Origin of the sequence: Cardinium endosymbiont of Sogatella furcifera (assembly GCF_003351905.1) — a bacterium.
In the GTDB taxonomy this organism is placed as follows: Bacteria; Bacteroidota; Bacteroidia; order Cytophagales; family Amoebophilaceae; genus Cardinium.
This window is the reverse complement of sequence record NZ_CP022339.1, coordinates 823126-838984: the sequence shown is the minus strand read 5'-3', so window position 1 is coordinate 838984 and position 15859 is coordinate 823126. Positions and strand designations below refer to the sequence as shown.

At 40.1% G+C, this 15859-nt stretch carries 13 protein-coding genes; 7 read left to right on the top strand and 6 right to left on the bottom strand.

Annotation, left to right across the window (positions count from 1 at the left end; all coding sequences use genetic code 11):
- Window positions 1–113 precede the first annotated feature (113 nt).
- From ftsH to CE557_RS03645, 3 genes are read left to right on the top strand one after another with little or no spacing between them, the layout of a single operon-like run.
- A complete protein-coding gene (gene ftsH, locus CE557_RS03655) occupies window positions 114–2111 on the top strand; it encodes an ATP-dependent zinc metalloprotease FtsH (RefSeq protein ID WP_114910243.1) in 1998 nt (665 codons plus the stop codon).
- 10 nt (window positions 2112–2121) lie between these two features.
- Window positions 2122–3405: a D-alanine--D-alanine ligase family protein gene (locus tag CE557_RS03650; RefSeq protein ID WP_223245889.1), complete on the top strand. Its 1284-nt coding sequence runs from the start codon at window positions 2122–2124 to the stop codon at window positions 3403–3405.
- On the top strand, window positions 3402–4154 hold the full coding sequence (locus tag CE557_RS03645) for a PASTA domain-containing protein (RefSeq protein ID WP_114910242.1): 753 nt from the start codon (window positions 3402–3404) through the stop codon (window positions 4152–4154). Before CE557_RS03650 ends, CE557_RS03645 begins: the two co-directional genes overlap by 4 nt.
- A 50-nt stretch (window positions 4155–4204) precedes the next feature.
- On the opposite strand, the gene CE557_RS05050 is transcribed toward CE557_RS03645, so the two are convergent.
- The 6 genes from CE557_RS05050 to CE557_RS03615 all read right to left on the bottom strand — a co-directional run bounded on the left by CE557_RS05050 (window position 4205) and on the right by CE557_RS03615 (window position 11655).
- Window positions 4205–4606: a hypothetical protein gene (locus CE557_RS05050; protein WP_162789995.1), complete on the bottom strand. Its 402-nt coding sequence runs from the start codon at window positions 4604–4606 to the stop codon at window positions 4205–4207.
- A gap of 174 nt (window positions 4607–4780) precedes the next feature.
- Window positions 4781–5557: a hypothetical protein gene (locus CE557_RS03635; protein WP_162789994.1), complete on the bottom strand. Its 777-nt coding sequence runs from the start codon at window positions 5555–5557 to the stop codon at window positions 4781–4783.
- Between the two features lie 81 nt (window positions 5558–5638).
- Complete coding sequence (locus CE557_RS03630; protein ID WP_162789993.1) at window positions 5639–6625, bottom strand: hypothetical protein; 987 nt, start codon at window positions 6623–6625, stop codon at window positions 5639–5641.
- A gap of 404 nt (window positions 6626–7029) precedes the next feature.
- Complete coding sequence (locus tag CE557_RS03625) at window positions 7030–9639, bottom strand: UvrD-helicase domain-containing protein (protein WP_338140402.1); 2610 nt, start codon at window positions 9637–9639, stop codon at window positions 7030–7032.
- A 2-nt stretch (window positions 9640–9641) separates the two neighbouring features.
- A complete protein-coding gene (locus tag CE557_RS03620; RefSeq protein WP_114910237.1) occupies window positions 9642–10739 on the bottom strand; it encodes a hypothetical protein in 1098 nt (365 codons plus the stop codon).
- 106 nt (window positions 10740–10845) lie between these two features.
- On the bottom strand, window positions 10846–11655 hold the full coding sequence (locus CE557_RS03615; RefSeq protein ID WP_114910236.1) for a glycogen/starch synthase: 810 nt from the start codon (window positions 11653–11655) through the stop codon (window positions 10846–10848).
- 535 nt (window positions 11656–12190) lie between these two features.
- Between CE557_RS03615 and CE557_RS03605 the strand changes: the two genes are divergently transcribed.
- The 4 genes from CE557_RS03605 (at window position 12191) to CE557_RS03590 (ending at window position 15534) form a co-directional block, all read left to right on the top strand.
- Complete coding sequence (locus tag CE557_RS03605; protein WP_114910234.1) at window positions 12191–13966, top strand: ABC transporter ATP-binding protein; 1776 nt, start codon at window positions 12191–12193, stop codon at window positions 13964–13966.
- A gap of 101 nt (window positions 13967–14067) precedes the next feature.
- Window positions 14068–14352 carry a hypothetical protein gene (locus CE557_RS03600; RefSeq protein ID WP_114910233.1) on the top strand — a complete coding sequence of 95 codons (285 nt, stop codon included), beginning with the start codon at window positions 14068–14070 and terminating at the stop codon, window positions 14350–14352.
- A gap of 147 nt (window positions 14353–14499) precedes the next feature.
- Entirely contained in the window at window positions 14500–15102 is a 603-nt protein-coding gene (locus CE557_RS03595; RefSeq protein WP_162789992.1) for a hypothetical protein, read from the top strand.
- A 108-nt stretch (window positions 15103–15210) separates the two neighbouring features.
- Window positions 15211–15534 carry an RING finger domain-containing protein gene (locus CE557_RS03590; protein WP_114910231.1) on the top strand — a complete coding sequence of 108 codons (324 nt, stop codon included), beginning with the start codon at window positions 15211–15213 and terminating at the stop codon, window positions 15532–15534.
- Window positions 15535–15859 lie beyond the last annotated feature (325 nt).

Here is a 15859-nt window from a genome sequence, read left to right as displayed (position 1 = left end):
AAGGTATTTCTCAAGCCCTTATGTAAGCCTTTTGATCGCCTTTTTCAATATTTTTTTTTATAAATTTGCCTCTTCACTTAGCAAAAAAACAGCTGTTCAATTTAAACCAAATTATGAAACAAAGAGAAAAAAAGTTTGCACAACACAACGCTCCTCAGTCCATTTTTATACTAGCTATATTGGTCATATTGGGCTTGCTTTTTTACTACAGCAAGGAAAAAAATACCATTCCTATTTCTGAGAAACGTTTTGAAAAAATGATGCTGGACCAAGAGGTGAAATCTGTTACTTTAATCACCAATCAACACCTGGTAGAAATAGTCCTAAAAGCGGATGCATTGCGCAAAGAGGAGTATCAAAAGGAACGTACCGGAAGAGCGGTCTGGAAAAGCACCAGTGGAGTGGTCTACACCTTGCGCATACCTAATTTTGATATTTTTGATAAGAAGTTTGCAGCTATAGAAGCCAAAATGGACCCGGAAATAAGAATAGGCTACACGTGTGAAGAACGTTCAGAGCCTACTAGTTTCATCAATTGGTCCTTTTTGCTAACGCTGTTTCTTATTTACTGGTTCTTCATTCGAAAACCAGGAAATGGTATGGCCGGACCTGGTACGCAACTTTTTAATATGAATACCTTAAAAGCAACCATCTTTGATAAGGATAATCAACTAAAGGTTACATTCCAAGATGTAGCGGGCATGAAAGAGGCTAAGGAAGAAGTAAAAGAAGTGGTAGACTTTCTGAAAACGCCTGAGAAATTCACGCTGCTTGGTGGAAAAATTCCTAAAGGTGTGCTGCTGGTAGGCCCGCCGGGAACAGGGAAAACATTACTGGCCAAAGCAGTAGCGGGAGAAGCAGGTGTGCCTGTTATTTGCCTCTCTGGATCAGACTTTGTGGAAATGTTTGTGGGGATAGGTGCGGCACGTGTTCGTGACCTTTTTAAGAAAGCAAAGGAAAAAGCACCTTGTATTATTTTTATCGATGAAATTGACGCAGTAGGTAGAACACGGGGCAAAGCCAATATGCCTGGCGTGAATGACGAACGTGAAAATACCTTGAACTCACTCTTGGTGGAAATGGATGGCTTTTCAACCAACTCGGGGGTGATTGTAATAGGGGCCACCAACAGAGCAGAAGTATTGGATCCTGCGCTCCTGCGGCCTGGCAGGTTTGATAGACAGGTCACTATAGATCATCCAGATGTAGTGGATAGAGAAGCCATTATACGTTGCCACAGCAAAAGGCTAAAACTAGAACGGCACATACGGATTAAACAACTAGCGGAACAAACACCAGGATTCTCTGGAGCGGATCTCTCTAATATGTGTAATGAAGCAGCTTTAATAGCGGCTAGAAAGAACAGGAAGTTTGTCACAATGAGTGACTTTCATGCAGCTATAGATCGAATTATTGGCGGGTTAGAGAAAAAAAACAAATTGATCTCCCCAGAAGAAAAGAAAATAGTAGCTTACCACGAAGCAGGCCATGCCATTGCTGGATGGTTTTTAGAACATGCACACCCACTGGTCAAGGTAAGTATTATACCACGGGGTATAGCTGCATTGGGCTATGCGCAGTATTTGCCCAAAGAGCAATTTATCTATCAAGAAAATCAATTGTTGGATGAATTGGCTATGGCACTGGGAGGCAGAGCGGCCGAAGAACTTATTTTTGGAAAAATTTCTACTGGTGCCCTAAATGACTTGGAACGAACTACTAAATTGGCTTATAGCATCGTTACCATGTATGGGATGAATCCTAAGGTAGGTCACCTCTCTTTCCATAACTCCAAACAAGCAGATTATACCTTTACAAAGCCTTACTCAGAAAAAACAGCCTATACGATAGATGAAGAGGTAAAAGCCATTATAGATGGCGCATATGAACGGGTGAAGGAGTTGCTCAAAGCAAATATCGATAAATTAACCCTTTTGGCGGAGGCTTTACTGGTAAGAGAAACGATACTGAAGTCAGATTTAGAACGTTTAATAGGGAAACGCCAAGAAACGAAGGATATACCTGCTGAAACTACAACTGCTGCTCAAGTGGCACCAAGTGAAGCACAACCTGAAGATAAACCAGACATGCCTGAGTTAGGGGAAGTATAAGGAATCGCAAGTGGTGAACCAAAAAATAGGGGTATTAATGGGCGGGTTTACACCCGAACGACATGTATCATTAGACAGTGGGCGAAATGTCTATAGTAAATTAATCGCCTCCACCCAATATGAAGCCTTGCCGCTTTTTTTATCTGGCGATAAGGGGGCTTATCGTATTTTTATACTACCTGCTGCTCTTTTGCTAAAAGATAATGCAGATGATATTCATGATGCACTTTTACATCCCACTAAATTCAATAGATCAGAAGCACTATTGACCTCTATTAGAAAGGAGGCTGCTGCCCTCACCAACCATTATACAAAAGAGGCTATTTTTACACCGCAAGAAGTCACTTTTGCTGACTTAAAAAAAAGCATAGATTTTATCTTTATAGCCTTACATGGTAGACCTGGAGAAGATGGTACCTTGCAAAGGATACTAGAGGCCTACGATATACCTTATAACGGTTCGGGTATTGCTACTACCGCGTTAACCATCGATAAGTATGCCACCAATCAATTTTTAGCCCAAAAGGGATTCCATATTGCCCCACAACGGGTCATCACAAAAAAAGATGGGATCCAGGATAACACTATCCATGCGATAGAGCAGACCTTTACCTACCCCATTATTGCTAAACCAGTCGATGATGGTTGCAGTGCAGGGGTACTACGCATCACCAATCGCGCCATGTTGGTCGCTTATGCAGCTGCCAGTTTTAGAAGTGAACCACTGATTTCGGCTGATCTGATGGACATACTAGGGTTACAAGCGACAGACTATGTGCCTAGGCAAGAACGATTTTTACTAGAAACACTAATCCAAAAAGACCAGGAAAACCTTAATTGTTTAGAAACTACAACAGGCTTACTGACCCATGTCGACCCCAATGGCAACACCTTATATGAGGTCTTTGAACCCTCAGAAACTGTATCCGCAGCTGCCATACTCTCATTAGAAGAAAAATTTTTAGCAGGGGAAGGGCATAATATTACCCCTGCACGCTTTCACAGCGATACCAAAGTAGCTGCCATGATCCGAAAAAGTGTCAAGCGTCAGCTCGCCACCATTGCACAAGCTTTAGATTTACAAGGCTACGCCAGAATAGATGCTTTTGTAAAAATCACGCAAAAAGTAGAAGTTTGGGTCATTGAAGTAAATGCGCTACCTGCCATGACACCAGCTACCTGTATTTTTCACCAATGTGCCCTAAACGGCTATACGCCATTTGATTTTATAGATTCCATTATTCAATATGGAGCTACCAAAAGAAATTTTACTGCACCAACTTTAAAGAGATGAACAAAGAAAAGTTAATCAAGCTATTGAAACACCTTGTTTACATGGCTTGCTTAAGTATAGCTATACTATATATCTTTTTCTATATAGCATTGCCTTATCTTACCCATCAAGGTAAAATTGTTGAGGTCCCTGACCTAACCGGTGTGCATGTAAAGGAATTAGAAGATAAGCTAAGCAAAGACCATCTGCGTTACGTGATCACAGATAACAGTGGGTACTCCGTACAACTACCTCCCTTTACCGTTTTACAACAATTTCCTGCAGCAGGTGCTTGGGTGAAGGAAAATAGAAAAATCTATTTAACCTTAAATGCAGAACATCCTCCCCTTGTATCTATGCCTAACCTGATTGATGGTTCTGTTAAACAGGCAAACCTACTGCTAAAAAATAAGGGACTCAACCTAGGTGACATCAAGTATGTCTCTGACATTACAGAATATGCTGTTTTAGAACAATGGCACAATCGTCATCCTATCCCTGCTGGCAAACCGATCCATAAAGGGTCTACCATCGATTTAGTGGTTAGTACTGGACTAGGTAATCAAACCATTGAGGTGCCTAATGTAGTAGAAATGGCTTTAGAAGAAGCACGGCTTATATTACTTGAGCAGGGCATGCGTATAGGGGTGCTGCACCGTGTAAAAAACAAACAAAAAGAACCTATTGGTACTGTTATACGTCAACACCCTGAACCAGGTAGCAAAGTACCATTAGGCACTGCGATGCATCTATGGATCGTTAAGGTCTAAGGGAACTAGAGATGCATCTGCTCACGAAATGACGTCAAATTAAGGGAAATTTATTCTAGCACAGAGCTAGAAATGGCTAATGCGTATACGCCGTTGCCCATGTCCGCCGATAAAAAGTTGGCACGCAGTAAAAATAATGAAACGAACTGTTGTTCAGCACAGTGGTTTTTATTAGGTATCTGTTCAAGTAACTGGTTTTTTGCGTTAAAAGAAAAACGCCCCTGTAAAAAGTCGCGGTGTAGAAAGTGGAATTTTACAGATGATGTGGAAAAACAGATTCCTTTCAAGCCCTCACAGGGGGCGCTTTCTGTGTTTTTCCATCTGTAAGATAACACTTTCAGCGACTTTTTGCCGAGGGCTTGATTTTTTGTCCACTTTTTTATCAAGAAAAAAGTGGAATACAATTCATTATTAACCAATGGCGAGAATAGATGCTTTTGCTTGACAATCAATAAAATATATTCATTAAGTTGACACCATTTGCTGTGCACGTACGACGTTACTGATTAATAATGCAAAAAACCAGTTACTTGAACAGTATTGAATACCAAAGATACCGCAACCTTATTCCAGCTCTTTAATAAGATAATCTTATAATACAAACATACGACAGATACCATACATACCTATTTTATTTTTTTTAAATTTAAAAAGAAGGCTTGAAAGCCCTTTCTGATAGCCTTAGATCCTGAATACCAGGCAACCGGCCAGGCAGATGGCATAGTGCTATCCCACCTTCCAACGTCAGTAGATAACATGCTGTCATCCAGATCCGAAACATAAGGAGAGGGAATCGCACTACTGCCATACTCAGCGTAAAATGTTGCTTCGTTCAACTCATCGAAATGTTCCATGAGTAATTTTTTTACATAAGCCATTTCATCGTTATAGGTAGGCTTACGTTGCTTATCCTCATCCTTAAAATGTCGCTCAAAATCCATTAATCGCTTATATAGCCTTGCATACTTGGGTTTGGTTTGAAGCAAATCATCTACTAATTCCAAGATTATACTCAGACAAGATTGTTGATAGTCTGCAGGTATGTTCCTGTATGCTGGCTGGACCTGTTTCCAAATGTCTTCTGCCTTATCTCCCGTTGGTTTACCGTCCGAATCAAGTAGACACAGCTTATTATGCTTATCCGCAAAGTTGTAAAGCTCTAATATGAGTTTTTCAAGTCTTTCAGTATGGTCAGTAAGTGCAAGATTAAATATACAGTTCCTATATGATAGGCAGCAGTACAGCAAATCCATTTTCTTAAAAGTAGGTTTAGTAAGGTTAGCAATAGCATCAAGTTTCCTGACATCACTCGACGCTTGACACTGCATCGTATAACCTATAACGCTACTGCACCCACTACAAAATGAAATCAGCGCCCATACAAACACCATATTGCGCATCATAGTCAACACATTTTAGACGGAACAAATTTTTATTATTATCCCCCAATAGGATAGCCTAAAAACTGTAGCAAACAAATATACTTACCCTGCTTTTTTTCTATCCAGCTCACTTTTCATGAGGCGCACTTTGGACGGTTTACTTAGGTTGGAGAGAACTAGGCCATGAGATGCATGTTGGAACATGCTTTTAGCCAATCCATCAGCGTGCTTTACATTCATACCTTGCTGCTCACAAAAACCTAAAAATTCATTCACTAAAACACCAGATCCTGAAGAAATAGCCAATAGATACAACACCGGAAATGGGCACAGATGCAGATCATTACGCAACAAAAAAAATAGAAACCCCGGGTAGGTATCGGAATAAAATAGTAAGTTGGCTGATTTATTCATCGCATCACTATGTTCCATAAATAATTTTTCTAGATACGCCATTGCATGGCTATAAGCTTGCTGATCCTCTTGGCTAAGTGGCTGCTCTAAACCGCTGCATCGTTCAGGGTATGCGGTAGATAAATGGGTGAATCGCTCGGTGAAGGTTTGATGCAAATCGGTGAACTGTTGAGATAATTTTTTATATTTAGGCCGCTCACGAAACAACCTATCTACCAACCGAAAGACCATACTCAGGCAAGACTTCTGGTATTCCTGAGGGATAGGCTTACAACTGAAACGAATGATTTCCAGACCTTTTCGATCATGGCTAAATAGCCCCTCCTCCCTTCCAAATACTTGCTTGCCTCGCTTCCAAACCTTCGATGCTTTGTAAGCCGCCCGTTTTCCAGTCGGGCCAAGAAAAGGGAGCTGGCCACGCTTAGCCGCATAATCGTAAACATCTAAAATTATGATGGTAGGATCTACAAAATGACCAAGTTGATCTATCAAATTACAATACCAATCCTCAAATCGCTCCAAAGCTTTTTCATTAAAATCGTATTCATCTTGCCTAAAACGATACGTATCACTATCTTGGTTACGCTGATCTTCAGCATGATCATATCTATAGACAGAAGAGACTCCATGACAAGATGTAACGAGTAGCAATAAAAAGAACCTATATTTCATCATGACCAATATATTTTTAGGGCAAAAAAATTTGACTTAACTCATTCCATTTGTTATTCTATTAAAAAATTTAATAAAAAACAAGTAAAATAGGTGCCTGTTCACGATACTGGTTAATAATGAATTTTATCCACTTTTTTCTTGATCAAGAAGTGGACAAAAAATCAAGCCCTCGGTAAAAAGCCACTGAAAGTGACATCCTACAGATGGAAAAACAGAAAGCGCCCCCTTTGGGGGCTTCAAAGGAAACTGTTTTTCTTAATCATCTGTAAAATGCCACTTTCTAAACCGCGACTTTTTTCAGGGGCCTTGTTCTTTTAACGCAAAAAACGATCGCGCTGAACACGTACGTAAATAGGATGGATAAAAAAATATATTGATGCTTACACAACACAGCTCAAGTAAGATCAGCTAAAACAAAACCTAGTCCCAAGAGCAGTTTCTTCTATATCAGTTGCCCGTGGTACGCCTGTTCCGCATAGAGACTCTGGTAGCTGCAAAGATTGGTAGATTACATCAGCAACAGTAGTCATACCTTCCATTTTACCTGGCAATGGGGCCATCACATAGAGTTGTGCAGCAGCTCTTGTAAACGCTACGTAGAGGAGATTAAGGTTATCAAGATGGATTTGAATTTGTTCTAGGTAATAGTCTTGCGCATAATGGGTTTCTTTAAGTGCTGCACCATAGCCTATGGGCCATATAGGAAAATAGGAAGGTTGCGCATGGTGTAGGCTCCATAAAATGGGGCCATGTTGGGACGGATGGTCCAAACCCCAACTACAAAAGGGTATAATGACTACCTTAAAAGCTAGCCCCTTGGCTTGATGAATGGTCATTGCCTTGATCACATGGTCCTGATGGCTAATGGGCAGCTTGATCATGCGGCCTTTTTTTTCCCACCAGACTAAAAAGGCTTCTATAGAAGTAGTGCCGGTAAGGAAACTATTTAAAACGATACTCTGAAAAAAAGCCAACACATCGCCAAAGTCATGAGGGAGATGAAATAAACAGGCAATCACTAGCTGCACACAGTTATAAACAGATGTATTTTTTAAAAATTCTTTTTGGACCCAAAAAGATTGGGGAATGAGCTTGTGTATATCACTTGCTTTGTACAATCTATCATGGTGCCCCATACTGGATGAGGTACAACTAGCATAGGTCTCTATCCAAGCAGCTATATTAATCAAATCATATTCATTATGAAGATAATACAATGTATGTATGAGTACTTTTATGGCCATATGGCTCCCTAAAACATAGGCATAGTCTGATACGACCTTATAGGTAGCAGTGGTGTGGGCTAGCAAAGTAGCTTCACGATGATTCCGCACCAATACCACTATATCCTTTGCTGGAATGCCCTCTTTTTGCAAACGTTCTAGTAACGCTATAAAGGCTTGTTGCGTATGCATAACCATAACATCATCTGCTTTTTGTTCAGAACGAAGCAAAAAAAATTCTACATAGCCACCTGGTTGCAGATCGGGTTGTTGTACGACGTCATCATAGGCCCGCCTCATTTGGGCCAACTCGTTGGCTAATGGCTCCATAGGGGGCAAGGTGGCTTCGAGATAATCAACCAATTGGCCAGCAGCTCTTTTAAAAAAACAATTGTTAAATAATACGACCGCCTCTTTGCTGCGCCTATTGGTCGTTAAACCATGGATGGTGCTTTCCTTAAATTCTGCTGCTACTTGATGGTTCAAAAGTTTCCAATTGCTGCCACGCCAACGGTAAATAGATTGTTTCACATCTCCTACGACTAAACTACTATGGCCTTGTGCAAGCCCATTGCGTACCAATGGCTTGATATTCATCCATTGAAAAAGAGAAAGATCTTGAAATTCATCTATAAGCAAATGATGGAATTGATTACCTACTTGCTCATATAAGAAGGGGGTATCACTGCCTTGAATGGCTTGGTAGAGTAAGACAGACACATCGGATATAAACAAAAGATGGTTTTGGGATCTATACCGCTCTAACCCTATCAATAAAGCACCAATCATACCAAAGGCATAGGTAAAACGGGCACGCACCATAGCGGTTCTATAGGCTAAGCCCTCTTGTGCATGCAAGGTCATCGCCTCCATCAATAGAGGATGGAGTAACGTCTCTACTACCCTAGCGATAGCATCAGATGGATGTTTTTTTTTATACCAACTGGTTAGATCATCACTGCCTTGAATGGCTCGTTTGGTTGGCTGCAGCTCTTTTTTGCTGGCTAATTTTAAAAAATAACCAATTACCCCTTTGGTACCATAGGAAAAATCTGCTGGTGTAAGGCCCTCTTGCTTCAATATGTTGAGGGCAGTTTGACCAATCTGTTGCATCTTTTCTTCAAAACCATGCCAACATGCTTGTGTGGTGGCCACAAAGTGAAACCATCTCTCTGGCTGCTCAAAAGCGGTTAATAATGCTTGTTCATGTAGCTTAAATGATTCATCAAAAAGTGCCTTACCTAGCTCCTGAATGTGGCTTTTAATATGCCAACTTTTACCTGCCAATAGCTTGGTAAGTGCAAAGTCCACCATCCATTTTTGCAGCAAAGGTTCATCTAAAGTAGATAACGCCTCTATAGTTTCTTGTAAAGCCAACGATTCATCCATTTCAATGGCAAACTGATGCGGCAACCCCATCGATTGGGCAAAAGTTTGAATAAGTTTATAAAAGAAGCTATCGATGGTGGTAACTGAAAAATCACCATACTGGTAGACCATCCTAGCTAATACTTCCTTGCTGCGCCGCTGTAGTTGTGCATGCCCCCACCCTGTTAGACGCAACATCTCTTGTACAACAGTCTCTTGTCCAATAGATAAACTATACAAATAGGCTAGAATCCGCTGCTTCATTTCTTGGGTCGCATGATTGGTAAAGGTTACTGCCAAGATATGCTTAAAGGCATCTGGATAACGTAGGGCCCATTGAATGTAACGGGTTACCAATACATGGGTTTTACCAGAACCTGCAGAAGCACGATAAATCAATAATTCAGCCATAAAGAGGGTTATTATTATTTTATACTGCTTGCCTGTTGCAGGGTAATAGCGTGCGCATAGGTTAGTTTACACGAAAAACCATACTCCAACAACCGATTCTCCCAATCATAATAGGGTCTAAAAACAGCCTGAATCGTTACACCTGAACGGGGCCTCCAATCTTTATATATGGATAAAAATAAAAGGCTTCTAATACGCGCATAGTAGACCGTTTTACGGTCCTCTATACGAATAGATTGATAGAGTGGATGACCCATATTTTCGGAAGAAAAATTATGCCCATACCAATAACTCAACGATATGCCTAGCCAGGACATCTGCCAATCAATCGTATACCATTGCCCCCACCCTTCTTTAAAAGGACGGTCTATAGCTTTGATATACCTACTAAATAGTAGATAACTAGCCCCATAAATGGATCCACCCAAACAATTGGAAAAACGCAAAGCAAGACCAGTTGCACCACACCACAAACTATAATCTTTAACCCGTATACCCTGTCCACCTAGGTGGTAAACAGCCAAGTGAAAGGGGAACGTCACAGTCCGATTCGAATGGCCTTGGCAGCATGCGCCATCTAAATGCAAGGTAAAGGATTCTGGTTTGTTCTCTTTTTTGGATAGTAAAGTGTGCCAATTGAGCCACCCTGAGAGATAATTTTTGTTTTTTGCCAACCTAAAATGCAACCCCTCGATAAACGGCTTACGCTGTAGGTAAAGCGGTTCTAGTAAGGGGTAGTCCTGTAGGCTAAAAATACCTACTATAAAAGTGGCTTGTGGATGGTGACAACAGATGGATAGGGTAGGTCTAATGCCATGCCATGGTTGTACATGGCCAAAATGCCTCTCCCAAATGAACCCCAAGTTCAGACCGATATCCTCAGCCATTACGAGCGTTAAATTGGGAAAAAAATGAAACCCAAAAATGGTTTCTCCTTCGATGATTTTATTGAAATACTCTGTATTGTCTATAAAACTTTGCCCACGTATGGTGCACAACCATTTGGCCGATGGACTATTGGGCCATACAGATAGTGGACGATCACTACTATAGGCAAGAAGCGGAAAAAAAGAAAAAAGAAACCATAAACCTAAATAGTGGAACAAATGCATAAAGAAGGATGATATATCAAACTTTTTGCTTGATCAGGAGACAATTTGTATTGTTTCATAGATCTATATCCTCCCTTACATGGGCACCATTTGCTGCTCGGTACCATTATGCATGGGATAATAAGCGCTTGTACATTTCAAAATACTCCTCATTATATTGGTCATCATTTTGAACCCAAGGGAGTTCTTTGTCTTTAAACAAATCCTCAAACTCAACAGCATCAAGTGCTTCTCCACGCAATACTAGATCAGAATAGTGCATAGCCAGTTGAATAATGTTACGGAAACCACCCGGAGTTAACCATACTGCATCCTCCTGGGCAATACCTACCTTTTCTATTTTTTCTGCTAAACAAGGAAAATGATGCGAAAAAGTATTGTTATAAACGGTAAAAACAAGCTTAGCTTTTCTAAAAAGCGCATGGTCTTGATATAACTTCTTCCAAAAAATAGGGATCAGACCTGTTATCCAATCATGACAATGCACAATGTCGGCTTCCCATTCTAATTTTTTAAGCGTTTCCATAACACCTGTGCAGAAAAAAATCATACGCAAGTCATTATCCTCAAAAAAGTTATTGTGGTGGTCCTCAAAAACTGATCGCCTACGCCCAAATAGATCATCGTTATCTACAAAATAAACCTGCAACCGTGTACTGGGTATAGTGCTGACCTTTACAGAAATAGAATGGTCTACATCATTGATCGAAACAATAGAACCTGACAAACGCAGCACTTCATGGAGCCTATTCATACGATCATTAATCGTACCAAACTTAGGTACCACAATCCGTACATCAATCTGTCTGCTTTGCATGGCTTCAGGTAACTTACGTACACAATCTGATACAAGAGAAGTCTCCAAAAAAGGAGCTATTTCACTGGCAACATATAGTATCCTTTGTGGAGACATCATAGAAGATACTTTTGAATGGTTGTATTAAAAACAGGCATCTTAGCAAACAGACTTTAAATTTAATCATTTTTTCCCTTTTTTAAAAGAACACATATTAAATATTTTTTGTCTTAATGACTTGCAAAGATGTATATACATTGCATACATATGCCCAAAAATTGCATAATATATCGTAAAAAAATAGGCATGTATGTATAAAACAAAAGGGTGCAGCATAGGGTTACTGATCTAGGGTCAACCTGCAATGGATAGCCATACGTCTATATAAGCAGTCGCAAGTGCATGGCATACCAAGCATCTATAAAAATAGAATTTTACTTAAAAATCAGTACTATATTTCTTTTCAATGGACACCATTGATGGTTTACCCCCCCTACCTTGCTTCCATAGTGCTTTTTAACGATATTTATAAAGCGTATGGCATCGATGCAATCATAGAATGCACCATCTTCATGGTTACAGAGCAATCTGTTCAACCCATGGGACCCACACACCCTAACCCATTTGTTTATTAGGAAACCGTAAAATTATTACAATGCCTGAAGAAATAAACGCTTTACCCCGAACCCTTTTTAACTTTATCCTTTATTTCGTAAAACGGCAGCGCGTTGGTTTCGGATTTATGTTTTTTACCCTCATATTATGGCCCTTACATGAGTCGTTATGCCCTTACTTTGTCAAAATATTAATCAATAGGCTTGTAGCGCTTACGCCAGGTATGGCTACACCTTTTCAACCACTAGCTTTTCCCCTCATCGGTTTGTTAACCTCTTGGCTGCTGATGGAACTTTCCGTGCGGGCTAATAGCATTATATCTATTTATGTTTGGCCTAAATTCCGCAAAACTATTCGAGAAAGTGTCCTTTCCTATACACAAGATCAATCACACAGCTATTTTGCTGAACATTTAACAGGTGGACTAGCCAATAAAATTGCAGAATTACCGCGTGCTTGCGAACATATCTTAGATATTATAATAGGTAATTTTTTCTGCACAATGCTTACTTTTTGTATTTCATTGGGGATCGTATTTCAAGTAAGTAGACTGTTCTGTCTCATTTTACTTGTTTTTGTAGCCATTTTCGTTGCGTTAACCATTGCGAACATTAAGCATATCAATACTACAGCTAAAATCCATGCAGAATCGATTTCTGCATTAGATGGCCAAATAGTGGATAGCCTAGGCTGTATGTTGGCCGTACGTTTATTTGCACGGACCACCTACGAACTACGTTACCTGAATAGATACCAAACAGATGAGATAAAAAAGTCTAAAAAAGCCTCTTGGGCGATTCAAAAAGATAACTTTTTTAAAGGATTACTGACTTTAATCTTTCTTGTGATTACCCTGTTGACATTGGTCTATGCATGGAATACCCACTGGATTACCATAGGGGATTGCTCACTGATCACCATGACTTTCTTGAATCTCATGGGGTTAATTTGGCACAGTTCTTTTCATATCACCCAGATTGCCAAAGAAGTGGGGGTGTCTAAAGCAGCTCTTTCACTGCTCAGTACGCCACACGAGATCAAAGATCTCCCCGATGCAACCGAGTTGCTTGTGCCACAAGGAACCATTTGTTTGGATAAGGTTACCTTTCATTATAAGCCGAAAACGAATGTGTTTAGCCAACTTTCGGTTCAGATTCAAGCAGGAGAAAAAGTTGGTTTAGTGGGATACTCTGGCTCAGGAAAAACGACCTTTGTCCATCTCCTATTGCGGTTATATAACCTAGATAGTGGAAAAATATTAATCGATGGCCAAGATATTTCAAAAGTCACACAAGCCTCTCTACATGCACAAATTGCAATGATTCCACAGGATCCGCTGCTTTTTCACCGCACGATTTTTGACAATATCCAATATGGTCGTTTAGATGCCACAGCGGAAGAAGTACGGGAAGCAGCACAACTTGCGCACTGTATGGGTTTTATAGAACAGTTCAACAAGGGATTCCAAACCATGGTAGGGGAACGTGGCGTCAAACTGTCTGGAGGGCAACGGCAACGTATTGCCATTGCACGTGCCATTTTAAAACAGGCACCTATACTCATTATGGATGAGGCTACCTCTGCGCTAGACTCCATTACGGAAAAGTTTATTCAAAATAACTTCACAAGCGTCATGCAGCAGGCTACTACTTTGGTCATCGCACACCGTTTATCTACCTTGCATTATATGGATCGGATTTTGGTTTTTGATCAGGGGGAAATTATTGAAGATGGGACCGTACCAGACCTATTGGCGCAAAAAGGGCACTTTACAAAACTCTGGCACATGCAAGCAGATGGATTTCTTCCAGAATAGGTTATAGGCCACTTTTTGTCTAAGACTTACTTTTTGCTTACCTTTTTACCAAGAAAAATGTAATCCTAACCACGACTTCATCTTAACTAAATTTTACATTCATGTCCCATATTCAACATCTGTTCCATGGTATGATTTGCGCTATGGTAACATTTCCTAGCCATGCTACCCAAAATAAAACAACAGTAACCCATACGCAGCAACAACATCAAAAAATAGTTGCGCAACTAGAGACGGGTAAAGTCATTAAGAAGCAGCCCATGGGTAGGGTATTGGATTGTCAAGGCAAAAAAAAAGATTTTTCTAGCGACGTGTACTTGGTAACACTAGATAATGGTTTACAAGCTGTTTTTAAACCTATTTGGATCGGCAGTGCTTGTGCATAGGTAGCCGCCTATCAAGCTTCTCTTCAACTGGGTTTTCCCCATGTTCCTCCTACTATTATTCGGACCATTGGACATACAAAAGGATCTCTACAGCTGTTTATCGACACAACCATAGACCCATTGGATCCGGAAACTTATAACCAAGCCATGCAAGAAGTTGATCCCGAAGACTTGGCCAATCTTCAGATTTTTTATTTTGTCTTTGGCCACTGTGATGTTTGTCCTGGTAATTTGTTGCTTACGAAGCATAAAGGCAAAACTTCTCTTGTAGCCATTGACAATGAATCCATTAGGTATATGCAGCACGCACAATATGGCGCACTGCCTTTTACACGCAGGGCATATAGTCATCAGCTACATACCAATGATAGAGATAAACCTTTTCCTTTTAATGAAGCGATAGCGATCAAGGCACATCCCTCAAAAGTTTTAAAGGAAAAATTTGGTGCACTCTTTTCAGAATCATTTTATAAAAGCATAAAAAAATGGAAATCGCTGCGTTATATACTTTATCAAAATGCAATTTGGCTCCAAGATGGCCGCTATACGGCTTGGCCATGTGCAAAATATTGCGCTGAAAAAACAAAAAAGGCGCTGGAAAAACTGAATCTATCCACATTAAAAGAAATCTTTTCTCTAGCAATTGCCCAGAAAGAAGTGGGGTTTGTAACCAATGCCTATTTAAACGCTATTTTAGCGCGTCGGGACCAAGTCTTAGCCTATTATGCTAAGGGTATCATAGAATATTAAGACTGCATTTGCTGGAACTATCATGGCATATATTACACTCAATATAATATTTATTAACAGCGCGCATCTATTTCATAAACCGTTCACATTGTATTAACGATACATACTATGGTATTTAAAATTAAAAGCAGGCCCATCGTTGTCTTATGCTATTTTACTATGCTAGGACTGGTCATCTGGTTTAGATTCCATAAAAGGCAATCGATACCCACACGCACCACACAAATAGAACAGATCCTACGGGAAATGCAGACAAGGAAAATAGAAACGAAACATCATGCAACAGCATTACAGGAAGATACTTGTAGCATATGTCTTGAAAAGGCTGCCTATTGCTTACCATGTGGTCACTATTTTCACTTACACTGTATCAAACAATGGCTCAATACAAACATGTCCTGCCCCAATTGTAGACGCCATCCGCTTGAATAGACATAGCGCCTGATCAGCTAATGGTGGAGAGGTAATAAAGCATTCTTACTTTACTTTTTTCTTGATAAAAAAGTAACAAAAAATCAAGCCCTCGGCAAAAAGTCGCTGAAAGTGACATCCTACAGATGGAAAAACAGAAAGCGCCCCCTTGGGGGCTTCAAAGGAAACTGTTTTTCCTAATCATCTGTAGGATTCTACTTTCTAGACCACGACTTTTTACAGGGGCATTTTTCTTTTAACACAAAAAAATAGTGCATTGAACAGATAGATATTTGCTCTTATTTCATCAAGTTAAAGCCCTGCTGCAGAACCGTTCGTTTCATTA